Annotated in this window: 10 protein-coding genes and 1 riboswitch; of the genes, 5 read left to right on the plus strand and 5 right to left on the minus strand. The window is 65.3% G+C overall.

What is annotated here, in order from left to right; all coding sequences use genetic code 11:
• Positions 1 to 4 precede the first annotated feature (4 nt).
• Positions 5 to 952, plus strand: a complete 948-nt coding sequence (locus HMPREF9153_RS05715; RefSeq protein ID WP_004810275.1) for an endonuclease domain-containing protein — start codon at positions 5 to 7, stop codon at positions 950 to 952.
• A 312-nt stretch (positions 953 to 1,264) separates the two neighbouring features.
• Here the strand turns inward: HMPREF9153_RS05715 and HMPREF9153_RS05720 are convergent, their stop codons facing one another.
• Together HMPREF9153_RS05720 and HMPREF9153_RS05725 are read right to left on the minus strand one after the other, a co-directional pair.
• Positions 1,265 to 1,561 carry a hypothetical protein gene (locus HMPREF9153_RS05720; protein ID WP_171023434.1) on the minus strand — a complete coding sequence of 99 codons (297 nt, stop codon included), beginning with the start codon at positions 1,559 to 1,561 and terminating at the stop codon, positions 1,265 to 1,267.
• Positions 1,558 to 2,940 (minus strand): NAD(P)/FAD-dependent oxidoreductase, encoded by a 1,383-nt coding sequence (locus HMPREF9153_RS05725; protein ID WP_023032252.1) that lies wholly within the window; start codon positions 2,938 to 2,940, stop codon positions 1,558 to 1,560. The genes HMPREF9153_RS05720 and HMPREF9153_RS05725 overlap by 4 nt, the downstream gene beginning before the upstream one ends.
• 126 nt (positions 2,941 to 3,066) lie before the next feature.
• Here HMPREF9153_RS05725 and HMPREF9153_RS05730 point away from each other — a divergent pair, with 126 nt between their 5' ends.
• The 4 genes from HMPREF9153_RS05730 to HMPREF9153_RS05745 all read left to right on the plus strand — a co-directional run bounded on the left by HMPREF9153_RS05730 (position 3,067) and on the right by HMPREF9153_RS05745 (position 9,365).
• Positions 3,067 to 3,714 carry an NUDIX hydrolase gene (locus HMPREF9153_RS05730; RefSeq protein WP_004810278.1) on the plus strand — a complete coding sequence of 216 codons (648 nt, stop codon included), beginning with the start codon at positions 3,067 to 3,069 and terminating at the stop codon, positions 3,712 to 3,714.
• On the plus strand, positions 3,696 to 6,206 hold the full coding sequence (gene hrpB / locus HMPREF9153_RS05735) for an ATP-dependent helicase HrpB (protein WP_004810279.1): 2,511 nt from the start codon (positions 3,696 to 3,698) through the stop codon (positions 6,204 to 6,206). Before HMPREF9153_RS05730 ends, hrpB begins: the two co-directional genes overlap by 19 nt.
• A gap of 297 nt (positions 6,207 to 6,503) precedes the next feature.
• Positions 6,504 to 6,607, plus strand: a riboswitch (TPP riboswitch).
• 35 nt (positions 6,608 to 6,642) lie between these two features.
• Positions 6,643 to 7,266, plus strand: coding sequence for an ECF transporter S component (locus HMPREF9153_RS05740; protein WP_015583430.1), 624 nt, complete (start codon positions 6,643 to 6,645; stop codon positions 7,264 to 7,266).
• Positions 7,263 to 9,365 carry an ATP-binding cassette domain-containing protein gene (locus tag HMPREF9153_RS05745; RefSeq protein ID WP_004810281.1) on the plus strand — a complete coding sequence of 701 codons (2,103 nt, stop codon included), beginning with the start codon at positions 7,263 to 7,265 and terminating at the stop codon, positions 9,363 to 9,365. The genes HMPREF9153_RS05740 and HMPREF9153_RS05745 overlap by 4 nt, the downstream gene beginning before the upstream one ends.
• 58 nt (positions 9,366 to 9,423) lie before the next feature.
• Here HMPREF9153_RS05745 and HMPREF9153_RS05750 read toward each other — a convergent pair whose 3' ends face one another.
• From HMPREF9153_RS05750 to nifJ, 3 genes are all read right to left on the minus strand, one after another.
• The gene (locus HMPREF9153_RS05750) at positions 9,424 to 10,599 is read right to left on the minus strand and encodes a glycosyltransferase family 4 protein (protein ID WP_004810282.1); all 1,176 of its coding nucleotides are present in this window, start codon (positions 10,597 to 10,599) and stop codon (positions 9,424 to 9,426) included.
• A gap of 353 nt (positions 10,600 to 10,952) precedes the next feature.
• Positions 10,953 to 11,960, minus strand: coding sequence for a dihydroorotate dehydrogenase-like protein (locus HMPREF9153_RS05755; protein ID WP_004810284.1), 1,008 nt, complete (start codon positions 11,958 to 11,960; stop codon positions 10,953 to 10,955).
• A 24-nt stretch (positions 11,961 to 11,984) separates the two neighbouring features.
• Complete coding sequence (nifJ, locus tag HMPREF9153_RS05760; protein ID WP_004810285.1) at positions 11,985 to 15,599, minus strand: pyruvate:ferredoxin (flavodoxin) oxidoreductase; 3,615 nt, start codon at positions 15,597 to 15,599, stop codon at positions 11,985 to 11,987.
• Positions 15,600 to 15,607: the final 8 nt, after the last annotated feature.

A 15,607-nucleotide genomic window follows, 5' to 3' on the forward strand; every position in this document is an offset into this window, starting at 1 on the left:
GGGTGTGAGGAACCTTCAAGAACGACTCGATCACCGTGGCGTTGCCCGCATCCACCGTCACAGCTACATCCGAGGCCAGGCCGACCGGGCGGTGGCCCGAGGAGACGCAGTCCGCATCTTGCCAGGAGTGGTTGCTGCGACAGCCCTTGCCAGAGACCCCAAGACCATCCTTCGCGCGCTGCTGTTGTGGCACCGCGATGCCGTGATCGTCGGAAAGACCGCTCTCTTGCTGCTCGGGATGACCGCTCCTGGCGCCAACAGGCCCATGGACTTCCGAACCATCAATGAAGTGGAGGCCTTTTCCTCAACCCGTCGGTTGGTCCGACCGGGTATTCGGGTACGTCGCTGGCACGTGCCGCATCGTTTCGTGACCGAGCGGGAGCGGGTTCGGATTGCCACCGCTGAGGTATCGGTCCTCGTCCTCGCCATTCAGGGGGAATGGGAGTGGGTCTGCGAGGCCCTGCGACAACGCCTCGTGACTCCCGAATCCTGTCGTCGGGCACGCAAGAGCCTGACCGGCCGATACCCAAAGGCCGAGGTCGATGCCGCATTGGCTGACATTCTCCTGGCCGCATGGTCGATCCCGGAACTGGAGATGAGCAGGTTGCTTCGCGCCACCGGGATCACCGGTCACAAGCCCAACCACAAGGTCCGGGTGGGAGGTCGTCATTACTACCTGGACCAAGCCTTCGAGGCCGAGAAGGTCGCCTTGGAGATTGATGGCCGGTCAGTTCACGGCACCGCCGGGGGTTATGAGGAGACGATGATGAGGTCGGCTCATCTGGACCGTCATGGCTGGAAGGTGCTCCACGTCACCCCGACGATGCTCCGTAAGACCCCGAGATTCGTCCTGGACTGGCTCGCCTCCCACCTGCATCGGCGGCATCGGCCAAGAACCATGTTCAGTGAATCCGTCCTGCGGCAGATCATGGGTGGTGTCGCGCCAGCCTGAGGCTCGCGGATCCAACCTTGTAACGGCGAAGGAGGGCAGCCTACCCCCTGATGGGTCTTGATTCGTCCCGTTCGCTGACCCATGCGTCCCCAGCCCAGCCTGACCTTCGCGTTGTCCCGCTGTGGAAAATGGGGTTTCGATGAACCCATCTGCAATGTGGCGCTGCACCGCCGACCATCAGGAACCCCATTGCCACAGGAGGGGGAACGCTCATCTCATGGCTCGAGGCACGGGAGCGAGGGACCCGGACTTACCGGCCCTACGAATAACGGTGGGGCAACGCTCTCGCGTCACCCCACCGTCAGTGAATCGTCACTTGTAGGAGTAGAAGGCCGGGGCGGTCGACACACGCCCGGTGCCACCCATTGGGGTGGCGTGGCCGTCGGCTCGCGGATCGCGACGGCGAGCCCTCCGTCCGCCGGCAGGCTTGCGTTTGGACAGGTTCTCGAACAAGGACGGATCGTGGGATCCCGTCTTCTTGTCCTTGGGTCCCTTGCGCACTGCCACCAGTGCGATCCCGGCGACGGCGACTGCAGCCACCGTGACGGCAATCAGGGTTCCCTTGTCGATCTCCTCAGGATTGATCTCGAGCTTGCTCATGCGCATCACTTCTTCCCGTCGATGGGCTTGGCGCCCTTCTCGTCATCGTCGCGAAGAGCGTTCTTGTTCTTGTCTTCCTTGCCTTCCTCGGTGAGGACATCGCCGACGATGGCTCCGGCCTCGCGATGGAACGCAATGTAACGAGCGCCGAGGTTGATCATGGCCTGCAGACGGTTACGACCGCCCAACAGGGTGTAAATGTGCACCATCACCCAGGTCAGCCATGCGCTGATACCGGTGAACTTCAGCTTCTCGGACAGCTGGACGACGGCTGAGTTGCGGCCGATTGTCGCCATGGTGCCCTTGTCCTGGTACTCGAATTTCTCCAGCGGCTCGCCGAGTTCGAGGTGGACGATCTGACGGGCGACGCACTCGCCGCCCTGGATGGCGGGCTGAGCCAGCTGAGGCTTGGGGTCCTCGGTGTTGATGGCACCGTCGCCGACGGCGAAGATGCGATCGTGACCATTGACGCGGAGAGTGCCATCGGTGGCGATACGGCCGCCGCGACCCTGCTCGAACCCCCAGTCGGAAACGGACTTGTGGGCACCGACGCCAGCAGCCCAGATGACCATGTCCGCAGGAAGCGTCTGACCGTCCTTGAGGAGCACCGAATCCTCGCGCACCTCGGCGATGGCGGTCTTGGTGCGCACGTCCACGCCGCGCTTCTGCAACTGGCGACGGGTGTAGTGGCGCAGAGCCGGGTCGAAGGGCATGAGGAGGTGGTCAGCCATCTCGACGAGGGTGACGTGGACGCGGTCGGTGGACACGTCTGGGAAGATTGCCGGGATGCCGATCGACTTCATCTCGGCCAGGGTGCCGGCCATCTCGACGCCGGTCGGGCCGCCACCAACGATGATGACGTCGAAGGTCTTGTCACGCTGGGTGTCGAGGTCCTCGAGGTAGGTGAAGATGGCGTCGCGTGCGCGCAGCGAGGATGCGCGGGTGTAGATGGTGTACGAGTGCTCGGCGGCACCGGGGGTACCGAAGAAGTTGGCTCCGACGCCCTGGGACAGGATGAGGTAGTCGTACGAGATCGGGTCGCCGTTGTCGACGTTGACGATGCGGTTCTCGGTGTCGACGTCGGTCACAGAGGCACGACGGAAGTGGGTGCGAGAACCGTTCTGAGCGGCGAAGGAACGCAGGCGGTAGGTGACGTCACCTGGGTTCAAACCACCGGTCGCGACCTGATACAGCAGCGGCTGGAACGTGGTGTAGGGGTTGCGGTCGATGAGGGTGACGTCGCACCCTGCTTCGGCAGTCTTCTCAGCGGCCGCCAAGCCACCGAAACCAGCACCAACGATCACGACTCGAGGCTTGGAGTCCGCCAGAACCGGTTTGCGACCCAGGCCCGGCAGGCCAATGTCCGACAACAGGGTATTGATGTCCATCTGATCCTCCGAATGATGGTGATACATACTGATTGTCCCAAAAATGTGCTGTATTTCGCAATAATGTGAGCCCCATGGGTAGGTTGGGGCCGGGCACTTCAGCTTGCAGCGTGACAGGCTTGGACCATGCCACATCTCCACACCCAGCCACATGGACACGACGTCACGATCAGTGCGTGGATCCTGAGAAGGTTTCCATCTGACAGCTCACGTGGCTGGCAGTGGAAGGCCCTCGTGCACAAACACCGCAAGATGAATTTGTGGATTCAGCCGGGCGGACACGTCGAGCACACCGAGAACCCCTGGCAGGCCCTTGTTCACGAGCTTCACGAGGAAACTGGCTATCACATTGACCAGTTGAGCGTCCTGCAGCCCTGGAATCGGCTTCCTGACGGGGTCCATGACCTCATGCACCCGACGCCGGTGCTTCTCAACACCCACAGCCCCTACCCAGGGCACTTCCACTCCGACATCGTCATGGCGATGGTTGCTGATGGTGATCCGGCGGAGAAACCGCGTCCTGGCGAGTCTCTGGAGCTTCAGTGGGTCAGCCCTGACGAGTTCGCCGCGCTCCCGGGGGCCGAGCCCGATGCCGTCATGATCATGACGATGATCGTCGAGCGGGTGGCCGATTCCTGGATTCCTATCCGGGCGACGGACTGGTCGCTGGAGGATGCCCCCACGGAGGCAATGACGAACCGCACGGTCGCCGAGGCCACTGCCCCTGATCCCCTGGACGAGAGGGAGACCGAGGGGTGGAGGACGGCCCAGTGACGCGGAGTCCCGACCTCGACGCAATAGGCTCCGGGCATCCGGTTGCCGATCATTGCGACGAGATCATCACAGCCCTGGACGTTGGGAGGGCGGTCATCGTCGCCCCACCGGGCACCGGCAAGACGACCTTCGTCCCGCCGCTGGTTGCATCGCGGTGTTCGGGTCGGGTCATCGTCACCCAGCCACGACGGGTGGCAGCCAGATCCGCCGCACGCCGACTTTCCACACTCACCCGGACCCGCCCCGGCGAGTTCGCCTCCCACACCGTGCGCGGGGAGTCGACGACAACCCGCGACACCAGGGTTGAGTTCGTGACGACCGGGGTTCTCCTTCGCCGCCTGATGCGCGATCCTGACCTGACAGGGGTTGACGCCGTCATCCTCGACGAGGTCCATGAGCGTCATCTCGATGCCGACCTCGCCGTCGCGATGGTGTGCGAGGTGGCCCGGTTGCGTGAGGACCTCATGGTGTTGGCGATGTCGGCCACCGTCGACAGCTCTGGGTGGGCGAGCCTCCTCGGTGCGGACGAGCCGGCACCGGTCGTCGAGGTGCCCTCGGCCCTGCATGAGCTCCAGATCGAGTGGGCCCCAGCCTCGGGATCCCCTGTGGATTCTCGGGGCGTGACTCCCGAATTCCTCAGTCACCTTGGCAGTGTCACCGTCGAGGCCCTTGATCGCCACCCGGATGGTTCGGCGCTGGTCTTCGTGCCGGGGGCGCGTGAGGTCGATCACGTCGTCGCGGATCTGCGCTCCCGGCTCCACGGTGTCGAGATCGTCGGGCTGTCAGGGGCGATGTCGGTGCGTGAGCAGGATCATGCCTTGTCGGACCCAGGTGATGCGCGCCGTGTCATCGTCTCGACGGCGGTTGCGGAATCTTCCCTGACGGTGCCGGGGGTGAGGCTCGTCGTCGATTCGGGTCTGTCCCGGGAACCGCGCCTGGATCGTGATCGCGGCATGACGGGCCTGGTGACAGTCCGGGAATCTCGAGCCTCGGCAATTCAGCGTGCCGGACGCGCAGCTCGTCTCGGCCCTGGCGTCGCGGTGCGGAGCCTGCGGCCCCAGGACTGGTCTGGGATGGATGCCGACCCGGCCCCCGAGGTTGATCATGCCGACCTTGTGGCGCCGCTGTTTGCGCTGGCCGTCTGGGGCTCGCCTCGTGGCGAAGGCATGGCCCTACCAACCCCATTGCCACAGGACCGGGTGGCCGAGGCCGAGGAGGAACTGCGTGACCTGGGTGCTGTTGACGCTGACGGTCGAGTCACCGAGAGAGGGCGTCAGCTCGCGACGGTTCCGGTGGACCCGCGTCTGGCAAGGGCCCTGATTGACGGCGCACCGATTGTCGGGTCTCGTCGCTGCGCCGAGATCGTCGCCATGCTCGGCCTCGACGACGGACAGGTCGACCTCGTCGGGCAGTGGCGCCAGCTGCGGACTGGTCGTCACCCCGATGGGAGGGTGTGGCGTCGCGAGGCTGACCGGCTTTCGCGTCTCACTGACGGTTTCCCCGACACCAACATCACCGACGATGATGCTGTCGCCACGGTCGTCTCCCTGGCTCGCCCAGGTTGGATCGCTCGCAGCCGTGGTGAGGGGTCGTCGTCCTATCTGTTGGCTTGTGGCACCGGGGTTGAACTACCCCGCAACTGCCCACCCGGGTTGCTTGGGCAGCCCTGGTTGGCCGTTGCCCGAACCTCCCGCGTCACGAGCGGCGCCCTCATCCGGGCAGCGGTCCCGCTGGCGGAATCAGCGGCTCTGGATGCCGGTGCAGCGATGCTCGCGACCGAGACCACGGTCACCTGGAATGGCGGCAAGGCTCGCGGTCGACGCGTTTCGCGGCTTGGTGCCATCGAGTTGTCGTCCACCCCGGTCCGGCCAGGGCGTGATGAGGTTCGTCGAGCGGTGTTGGAAGAAGTGAGATCCCGCGGGCTCGAGGTTATAGGCCTGACGAAGAACGGTGAGTCCCTGAGGCGTCGGCTCGCCCTGGCCCACCAGGTACTCGGAGACCCCTGGCCTGACGTCAGTGATGAGGCTCTGCTCTCCCGCGCCGAGGAATGGCTCGATCTGGATGGCCTGGCCGCAGGGCAGGGGAGTGACGCCACCTCTGGCCTACGCGGGATGCTGGGGTGGCAGGAATCGGCACGTCTTGACGAGGTCATCCCCGAGACGATCACGGTCCCCAGCGGGTCGCGAATCCGCGTTGACTACCCGGAACCCGGCAGTGACGCTGCTCCGGTGCTCGCGGTGATGCTCCAGGAGTGTTTCGGGTGGACCGACGGCCCGATGATCTGTGACGGCCGCGTGAAGGTGGTGCTCCATCTGTTGTCCCCAGCCCGACGTCCGTTGGCCGTCACCGACGATCTCGCCAGTTTCTGGGCCAACGTCTACCCCTCGGTGCGAGCGGAGAATCGTGGACGTTATTCCAAACATTCCTGGCCCGAGGACCCACTGACAGCCATGCCCACGAAGCGCACGAATCGGGCGTTGGGGCATAGCTGACGGCGGGCCATGTCCAGCACCCACGCTGAGCCCGGGAGTTGAGGACGTGTTCCCAAGCAACGTGTCCCTTCCCGTCCCGGTCCACCCGCAACCTTGTGGAGATCGGGGTTCTGACGGTGAAAGCTGCTACGGGAGATGGCACGACGGGGGTTCATGACCCCGATTTCCACCAGGAGTCGGGATCCGACATCGTCGAGGTCCGGGCTACGGACCCCGCCCGACGACATCCGAGCCCCGCGCAAGGATCGCCGAACCCGTTGTGGGTGGAGACTTCCCGCCAACCGCGACTACGATGGCTCTCAACGACAGGGGAGCATCATCGGATGCTGAGAGTGGGCACCGCCCAGACCCTCGAACCTGAACCGGTTAGGACCGGCGTAGGGAGTCGGGCTCTTCGCGCATGTGCGCCCCCTTCCGAAGGGACGGAAGGATTTCCATGACCAACGACAAACCTGCCATGCGGTACCGCACTATTGACATCGTCACTCCGGTGATGATTGCGGTGGCATTCGGTGTCATCTTCCTCGGCTACGGCGCCCTCTACAGCCTTCTCAAGCCGGTGGCCTCGGTGTACCTGCCGGCCGAGGGTATTCTCGCCGGCATCTGGTTCCTACCCGCCCTCATCGCCGGCCTCATCGTCCGCAAACCCGGCGCTGCCCTTCTCGCGGAGGTCCTCGCTGCATCCATTGAGGCCGCCCTTGGCAGTCAGTGGGGAGCCGGGACCCTCATCTCGGGTCTCATCCAGGCTCTGCCGATGGAGCTGTGCCTGCTCGCCGTCGCCTATCGCAAGGCTGGACCGAAGCTCGCCATGGTTGCCGGAGCTCTCACCGGTATCGCTGAGGGTATCTACGAACGTATTTCCTATTACCCGATGTTCCGTTTCGGGGACACCGTCGTTTACCTCATCCTCATGGTCGTCTCCGGAGCCCTGCTCGGCGGTCTGCTGGCGTGGGGTATCGTCCGCGGCCTGGCGGCCGCCGGCGCCCTCAACCCCTTCGCGGTTTCTCGTGAACTGCATGGAGGAAAGCGGAGTACGGCGTCGGCACGGAATCTGTCATGACTGACGTCTTGGCCCGTACTGACCAGGCTGACGACGTCTCCGCTCGGCGGGCGGTGCCAGTGGATGTCGAGGGGTTGACTGTCGGCGTCCCGGGCCGCGACGCTCCCATCCTCGGGCCCATCGACCTCCACCTGCCGGCTGGCGCAAGGGTGCTTGTCACAGGGCCTTCGGGTGCTGGCAAGACGACCCTGCTGCACGCCGTCGGAGGGTTGCTGGAGGAGGAGAGTCACGACCTGACGGGTCAAGTGAGTACGTGGGGCGACGACAGCGTCGGTCTGCTGCAGCAGGAGCCGATCCACTCCGTCGTCGCCGCGACCTGTGGACGTGACATCGCCTTTGGTCCGGAGAATCATCGCGTTCCCCGCGAGGAGATCTGGCCGATCGTCGAGGACTCCCGACGCCGTGCCCGGTTCACCATTCCCTGTGACCACTCCACCACGAAGATGTCGGGCGGGCAGATGCAGCGTCTCGTCATCGCCGGAATCCTGGCCACCGACCCCGGTCTTCTCCTCCTCGACGAGCCGATCTCGATGCTCGACGAGGAATCGGCCAGCGCGATTCGCGACGAGGTCGCCAGGATGGCCCACGACCGGACGGTTTTCGTCGTCGACCACCATCCGGACCAGTGGCGTGGGATCCTCGACCAGGTTGTCGAGTTGACCGATCACGGCACCCTCAAACGGATCTGGGATTTCGAGGACTACCTCGACTCGCGCGAGCCCACCGAAGTGCCGTGGCACCCCGCTACTCCCGGCGAGGCAGTCGCTCGGGCCGTCGCCCTCGATGCTCACCGTCCGCAGTCTGACGACGTGCTGCTTCGTGGCGTCGAGATGTCGGCCCGACGCGGTTACGTCACGGTCCTGTCAGGGCCTAGCGGGATCGGCAAGTCCACCCTGCTGAGGCTGCTGGCCGGGCTTGATGACCCTGCTGCCGGTGTGCTCGCCCTCCCCCAGCCCGAGCACACCGCCTGGGTGCCGCAGAACCCGGAGAACTACCTCGTCGCCCGCACAGCTGCTGACGAGTTATTCGCCTCGCCCATGGTCCCTGAGGATGCCGATCTGCGGGACCTCGTCAGGACCTTCGGGCTCAAGCCGATCCTTGACTCCCACCCCATGACCTGTTCGGGCGGGGAGAAGAGGCGCCTCGCCATCGCGGCGGCACTCGCTCAGAAACCCGACCTGCTGCTCCTCGACGAGCCGACCGTCGGCCTCGACGACGACCGCGGTGCCAGTGTCCTGGCGGCCATCCGCGCCGCGGCGGACTCCGGGGTTGCCGTTGTCGTCTCCGCTCACGACCCCCAGCTCATCGAGATGGCTGACGAGGTCGTTGACGTCGCCTCGTACCGCGATCCGGATCCTGCCCCGGACGAGAACCCCCAGGGGAAGTCGGCATTCCTGACGACGGTCAACCCTCTCGTCGTCCTCCTCATCGCCGTCGCGGGCATTGTCGGGTCCCTCTTCGTGCGATCTCCGCTCATCGGCGCCATCGGGCTCATCCCGGCCGTCGCCATGGCTCCGATGTGTTCCCGCCGCGTCAAGCCCCTGGCGGTTCGGACGATTCCGGTCCTCATCGCTGCGGTGATGTTGGTCTGGACGACCCTGTTGCTCCACAACGGGTTCACGAACCCAGCGGTGTGGAGTGAGGCGACCCGTCAGGGGCTGAGGATCCTCGTCTTCGTCCTGCCGGGCGCACTGGCCTCGGCCGCGGTCGATCCCACCCGCTTCGGCGACGCCCTGGCTCAGCAGACCCACCTTCCGCAGCGCCCGGTGGTGGCGTCGGTGGCAGGTGTGATCCGGATGGGTCACCTGGGCGACCAGTGGCGCGTCCAGTCCGATGTGCGCCGCCTGCGCGGGATGGGGCCGACGTACTCCCTGTCATCTCGGGTCAAGTACCTGTCCTCGATGACATTCGCGATGGTGCTGTACGCCATGAGGTCGTCAGAGGTGCTCAGCCGGGCCATGGACTCTCGCGGTTTCGCGACGGCGACTCGTCGTACCTACGCCGTCGAGTCGCGCTGGCGAACACGAGACCTGTGGGGAGTCGCGTTGGCTGTCCTCGTCATCGCCGTCCCGGCCATTGCAGCGGCACTGCTGGGGTGACGGACTCCGACGATGCAGAGCGGCTGGGGTTGCCCACCCCAGCCGCTCGTTTCCGACGTCATCGGTACAGCGCCTTCTCCAGCACCGTCTCGAGCTTGTCGACCGATGCTTGCAGGGAGTACTTGTTCGTCATGAGCTCGCGGGCCCGCTCGTGCCAACGCTTCATGGTGGACTCGTCGGCGTCACGCACCCGCTCGATCCCAGAAACGAGCTCGGTCGGATCGACGCAGGCGCCCACCTCGTCGTCACTGATGACGTCGCGGATCGGCACCTTGGCATTCGAGACGACGGCCAGTCCGGCGGCCATGTAGTCGTAGAGCTTGTTGGGGCTCATGCCCTTGTCAAAGACCGACTGCGGGGAGACGGTGTGCAAACCGACGTCACAGGCCGAGAGGATGCGCACCAGCTCGGACTTGGGTACTTGGTCGTGGAACTTGACGTTCGTCAGTCCCAGCTTCTTCACCTCGTCGATGGCCCACTGCTTGCGAGCTCCAGCACCGACGAGGAGGAAGTTGACGTCCGGCAGACGACGGGCCGCGTCGACGATGAGGTCCAGCCCGACGTAGTTGGCATGGGTGCCGGAGAACACCGCGGTGAATCCCTCGATGCCGAACTCCTTGCGCAGGTCCTCGCGGGACTCGTTGACCTCGTACTCGGCCAGGTCGGCGCCATTGGGGACGACGGTGACCTTGTCGACGTTGATGCCGAGCTCGCGGAAGTGGTCCTCCCAGCCTTTCGTCACGACGACGATCTGGCGGGCATGGGCGTAGATGGTCTTTTCCAGCCCCTGGAGCACCTTGTGAAGGGCCGATCCCTCCTTGAGGGCGCCGCCGGAGACCAGCGAATCCGGCCACAGGTCGCGCACCTCGACGACGAAGGGCTTGCGACGCAGAGCGGCGACGACCATGCCAGCGGCTGGGGCCAAGATCTGTGGGGAGGAGGCGAAGATGACGTCGGCCGGGCGTACCAGCGTCCGGGCGCCGGCACCGGCGGCGAAGGCGATCCAGCCGAGGACACGCTTGGCCCCGTTTCCCTTGTACTCCGGAATCGGGACGAGGGTGTAACGCGGGTCGTCAACGGTCATCCTCTCGCCAGAGGTGTGGTTGATGTTGGCGGCGTAGAAGTGGGGCTGCCAGCCGCGCAATCGTGAGAACATGTCGAAGTTGCGGGTGATGCCACCCGACCCCGGTGGGAAGGCGTAGTGGTTGATCACGCTGACCTTGCGTTGGGGCATCGTTCCTCCTGGACGTCTCGTGCGGACAACCTTACCGGGCGTTCATCCGCGTCCCTGTCATGCTCGTTCCACCCGTGATAGTGGGATGACCGTGGCCGGTGACTGTTGTCGCCGGCCCCGATCATGTCACGACGACATATGGCCTCGTCAGATGGGATCTGGCAGCAGAGTGGGCGACACCCGACGTGCCTGTGGTAATTGCGGTTACGACCCGGGGGATTGCTATGTGAGGTGGCAGCTGGCCTTGTCAACACCCCGATCACCACACGAGTGTGGGTGGCGACGACGAGGGATGGCACAGAACGAGGGGCCGGTGGCATTGGCCACCGGCCCCTCAGCCGTGAATTCGCGAATCAGGATCCGTAGGTCGTCTTGGCCTTCTCAAGGGCCGCGACGTAACCGTTGCGCTCGTACTCGGCGGTCGAGGCGTCGGCTGGGATGGCGAGCATGCCGCGCAGCTTGTCGAGGCCGAGCTCCTTGCGCTGTAGGTAGGACTCCAGGCCCTTCTGCAGTTCGGCCGCATACCTGGCACCGTGGCGCACCAGCGCCGAAGTGGTCATGACGACGTCAGCGCCGGCAAGAAGGTACTTGACGACATCATCGGCGGTCTCGACACCCGACGATGCAGCCAACGAGGCATTGATACGACCCGACAGGGCGGCGATCCACGTCAGCGGCAGGCGGGCGTCGGCCGGGGAGGACAGCCACACACCGGGCTCGACCTGCATCTTCTCGATGTTGATATCGGGCTGCAGGAAGCGGTTGAACATCACCAGGGCGTCGGCCCCGGCGGCGTCCAGACGGGTGGTCATGTTGCCCAGGGCCGAGAAGAACGGCGAGAGTTTGACGGCCACCGGGACGGTCACGGCATCCTTGACTGCCTGGACGATCTCGACGTGACGGTCCTCGACCTCCTCGGCGGACTGCTCGAGGTCACCGGGCACCATGTAGATGTTGCACTCGATGCCCGCGGCGCCGGCATCCTCCATCCGTTTCGCGGTGTCGACCCAACCACCGTTCGTCGCGCCGTTCAGCGAGGCGATGACGGGGATGTCGACGGCATTGGCGCTGGCCTCCAGATGGGTGAGGTAGCGCTCGGTGATACCGCCCTCGTTGCTGGCCACGGTCGGGAAGAAGCTCAGCGACTCGGCGAACGAGTCCATGTACTCCAACTCGATCTCGGCCTGTCGGGCCTCCTCATGCCTCACCTGCTCCTCGAACAGGGAGTACATGACGATGGCTCCGACCCCGGCGTCGGCGAGGGCCTTGACCCCGTCGACCTTCTGCTGGATGGGGCCGGCCGAGGCCACCAGCGGTGACCTCAGGGTGAGCCCCATGTACCTGGTGTGAAGATCACTCATGAAACGTCATTCCTTCGTGGGCTGTCAGGCGCGGTTGGATGAAGCGGCGAGCTGGGACATACGGGCATCGACGGCGAAGTCCTCGGCAGTACGGGAAGCCATCTCGGCGTACTCGGCATAACGACGCTCCACCTGGCGCTGACCCAGATCCAGCATACGTTCGGCCTCCTCCGGGTGGGCCTTGGCCAGCATCCGGTAACGCAGTTCCAGCTTGGTGTACTCCCGCCACGTCTTGTCGGGTTTGGAAGAGTCGAGCAGGAACGGGTTGCGTCCCTCATCGGCCAACACCGGGTTGTACCTCATCAGCGGCCAGTGTCCACAGTGGACGGCCTTGTACTGCTGATCGAGGCCGTTGCGCAGGTCGTAGCCGTGGGCGATGCAGTGGCTGTAGGCGATGACGAGACTCGGGCCCGGGTAGGCCTCCGCCTCGCGGAAGGCCCGCAGGGTCTGCTGTGGATCGGCTCCCAGGGCGACGCGAGCCACGTACACCGATCCATAGGCGATGGCCTGCATGGCCATGTCCTTCTTGGCGGTCGGCTTGCCGGCGGACGCGAACTTCGCGACGGCACCCAGCGGGGTCGACTTCGACGCCTGGCCACCGGTGTTGGAGTACACCTCGGTGTCGAGAACCAGAACGTTGACGTCGCGTCCGGAGGCGAGCACGTGGTCAACGCCGCCCGAACCGATGTCGTAGGCCCAACCGTCACCACCAATGATCCACACCGAGCGACGCAGCAGGTGATCGGCGACGCTCATGAGGTCGCGCACCGCCGGGGTCTGTTCCATGTCGGAGAGCTTGGCCTGCAGTTGCTTGACCCGACGCTGCTGACGCTGCAGATCGTGCTCGGTGAGCTGTGGGGCGTGCAGCAGGTCGTCGACGAACTCAGGGTCGAGCTGGTCGGAGACCTCTTGGAGCCGACGCCTGGCCAGGTCGGTCTGGACGTTGGCGGCCATCCGCATGCCCAGGCCGAACTCGGCGTTGTCCTCGAACAGGGAGTTCGACCATGCCGGGCCACGGCCCTGGGCGTTCTTGCCCCACGGGGTCGTCGGCAGGTTACCGCCGTAGATGGAGGAGCAGCCGGTGGCGTTGGCCACCTCGGCGCGGTCGCCGAAGAGCTGGGTGATGAGCTTGACGTACGGCGTCTCGCCACAACCCGAGCAAGCTCCGGAGAACTCGAAGAGCGGCTCTAGGAACTGGGTGCCTCGCACGGTGGCGAAGTCGACACGGGAGCGGTCGTTGACCGGGATGGTCTCGAAGAACCTCACGTTCTCGCGCTGGACCGTCTTGTCGAGATGCTCCTCGAGGTTGATGGCTTTGCGGTCGGGCTCGCCCACCGGGTGGGCCGGGCAGGCCTCGACGCACAGGCCGCAGCCGGTGCACTGGTCGGGGACGATTTGCAGGGTGTAACGGGACTCCGGCAGACCCGCGGCGTTGAGCTCGGCGGACTGGAAGGACTCCGGGGCTCCCTCGAGCTGGGACTGTGAGCAGTATTTGGCGCGGATGACGCCGTGCGGGCAGACGAAGGCGCAGTTACCGCACTGGATACAGGCCTCGGGCTCCCAGGTTGCGATGACGTCGGACAGCGTCCTCTGCTCGTACTTGGTGGTGCCGGCGGGGTAGGTGCCGTCGTCGGGCAGGGCCGAGACAGGCAGCAGGTCGCCGAATCCCTCGATCATGCGGGCAGTGACGTTTTTGACGAACTCCGGGGAGTCCTCGCGCACGGCCGGGATAAGGCTGTGGTTGGCGGTCATCCGCTCAGGCACCTTGACCTGGTGCAGATGCTCCAGGGAGGCGTCGACGGCAGCGTGGTTCATCTCGACGATCTGCTGAGACTTCTTGCCGTAGGTCTTCTGGATCGAGTCCTTAATCTTGGCTATCGCCTCGTCCTTGGGCAGCACACCCGAGATCGCGAAGAAGCAGGTCTGCAGGATGGTGTTGGTGCGGTTGCGCAGACCCACCTTGCGGGCCACGGACAGGGCGTCGATGGTCCACAGGTCGAGGTGCTTCTCGAGGACCTGACGCTGCATGGTGTCAGGCAGCTTGTCCCACACCTCGTCGGCGTCATAGGGGGAGTTCAGCAGGACGGTGGTGCCCTCGCGAGCCATCGTCAGGACGTCGATGGACTCCAGGATTCCCCAGGCATGGATACCGATGAATCCGGCCTGGCTGATGAGGTAAGGGGCCTCGACCGGGTCGGGTCCGAAGCGCAGGTGGGAGGTCGTCCTCGATCCGGACTTCTTGGAGTCGTAGACGAAGTAGCCCTGGGCGTAGGTGTTGGGGTCTGAGCCGAGGATCTTGATGGTGTTCTTGTTTGCGCCGACGGTGCCGTCAGAACCCATGCCGTAGAAGACGGCGCGGATGGTCTTGGGATCCTCGATGTCGAGGGGCTCCCACGGCAGGGACAGGCCGGTGACGTCGTCCTCGATGCCGATGGTGAAGCGGGGACGCGGCTGCTCCAGCTCCAGCTCGGCGGCGATGCCGGCGACCATGCCGGGGGTGAACTCCTTCGAAGAGATGCCGTAGCGGCCGCCCGAGACGATCGGCATGTTGTTGCGGGTGCCACGGGAGTGGGCCTCGGACAGGGCGGCCAGCACGTCGAGGAAGAGGGGCTCGCCGTTGGAGCCGGGCTCCTTGGTGCGGTCCAGGACGGCGACGGTGCGGGCCGTCTCCGGGATGGCCCTGACGATCTCGGCGGCCGGGAGGGGACGGAACAGGTGCAGCTCGACGAGGCCGAGCTTGTGTCCCTGGGCGTTGAGACGGTTGATGGTGTGCTCGATGGTGCGGGCGCCGGAACCCATGCAGACCATGACCTCGGTGGCCTCGGGATCGCCGTGGTACTCGACGAGGTGGTACTGGCGTCCGACGACCTGGGCGAACTCGTCCATGAGGGACTGGACGATGCCCGGCACGCTCTCGTAGTACTTGTTCGCGGCCTCGCGGGCCTGGAAGTGGGTGTCGGGGTTCTGGGCGGTGCCGCGGATGAACGGGTGGGCCGGGGACAGGGCGCGCTCCCGGTGGGCGTGGACAAGGTCGTCAGTGATGAAGTGACGAATGTCGTCGTCTGACAACATCTCGAGGACGTTGAGCTCGTGGGAGGTGCGGAAGCCCTCGAAGAAGTGCATGAAGGGCACCCGGGAGTGCATCGTCGCGGCCTGGGCGATGAGGGCCAGGTCGTGGCATTCCTGCACCGTCGAGGAGCACAGCATGGCGAATCCGGTCTGACGACAAGCCATGACGTCCTGGTGATCACCGAAGATCGACAGGCCTTGGGCAGCCAGCGACCGGGCGGCCACGTGGAAGACCGTGCTGGTGAGCTCACCGGCGATCTTGTACATGTTCGGGATCATGAGGAGCAGGCCCTGGGAGGCCGTGAAGGTGGTGCTCAGGGCGCCGCCCTGCAGAGCGCCGTGCATGGCGCCGGCGGCGCCACCCTCGGACTGCATCTCCATGACGGTGGGGATGTCGCCCCAGATGTTCTTCCGTCCGGCGGCGGACCACTCATCGGCGGTCTCGGCCATCGGGGAGGACGGGGTGATGGGGTAGATCGAGCACAGCTCGTTGCAGCGATAGGCGACCGAGGCGGCGGCGGTGTTGCCGTCGGCAATGGTGCGGACGCGGGAGTCGGAGCTAGTTGCCATGGTCAGTC

The sequence above is a fragment of the Cutibacterium avidum ATCC 25577 genome (genome assembly GCF_000227295.1).
Classification (GTDB): Bacteria; Actinomycetota; Actinomycetes; order Propionibacteriales; family Propionibacteriaceae; genus Cutibacterium; species Cutibacterium avidum.

Excerpts from the sequence above, each read along its gene's own strand:
- HMPREF9153_RS05740 (WP_015583430.1), top strand. The coding sequence starts at position 6,643 with ATGACCAACGACAAACCTGCCATGCGGTACCGCACTATTGACATCGTC.
- HMPREF9153_RS05745 (WP_004810281.1), top strand. The coding sequence starts at position 7,263 with ATGACTGACGTCTTGGCCCGTACTGACCAGGCTGACGACGTCTCCGCT.
- HMPREF9153_RS05725 (WP_023032252.1), bottom strand. The coding sequence starts at position 2,940 with ATGGACATCAATACCCTGTTGTCGGACATTGGCCTGCCGGGCCTGGGT.
- nifJ (WP_004810285.1), bottom strand. The coding sequence starts at position 15,599 with ATGGCAACTAGCTCCGACTCCCGCGTCCGCACCATTGCCGACGGCAAC.
- HMPREF9153_RS05755 (WP_004810284.1), bottom strand. The coding sequence starts at position 11,960 with ATGAGTGATCTTCACACCAGGTACATGGGGCTCACCCTGAGGTCACCG.
- HMPREF9153_RS05730 (WP_004810278.1), top strand. The coding sequence starts at position 3,067 with ATGCCACATCTCCACACCCAGCCACATGGACACGACGTCACGATCAGT.
- HMPREF9153_RS05750 (WP_004810282.1), bottom strand. The coding sequence starts at position 10,599 with ATGCCCCAACGCAAGGTCAGCGTGATCAACCACTACGCCTTCCCACCG.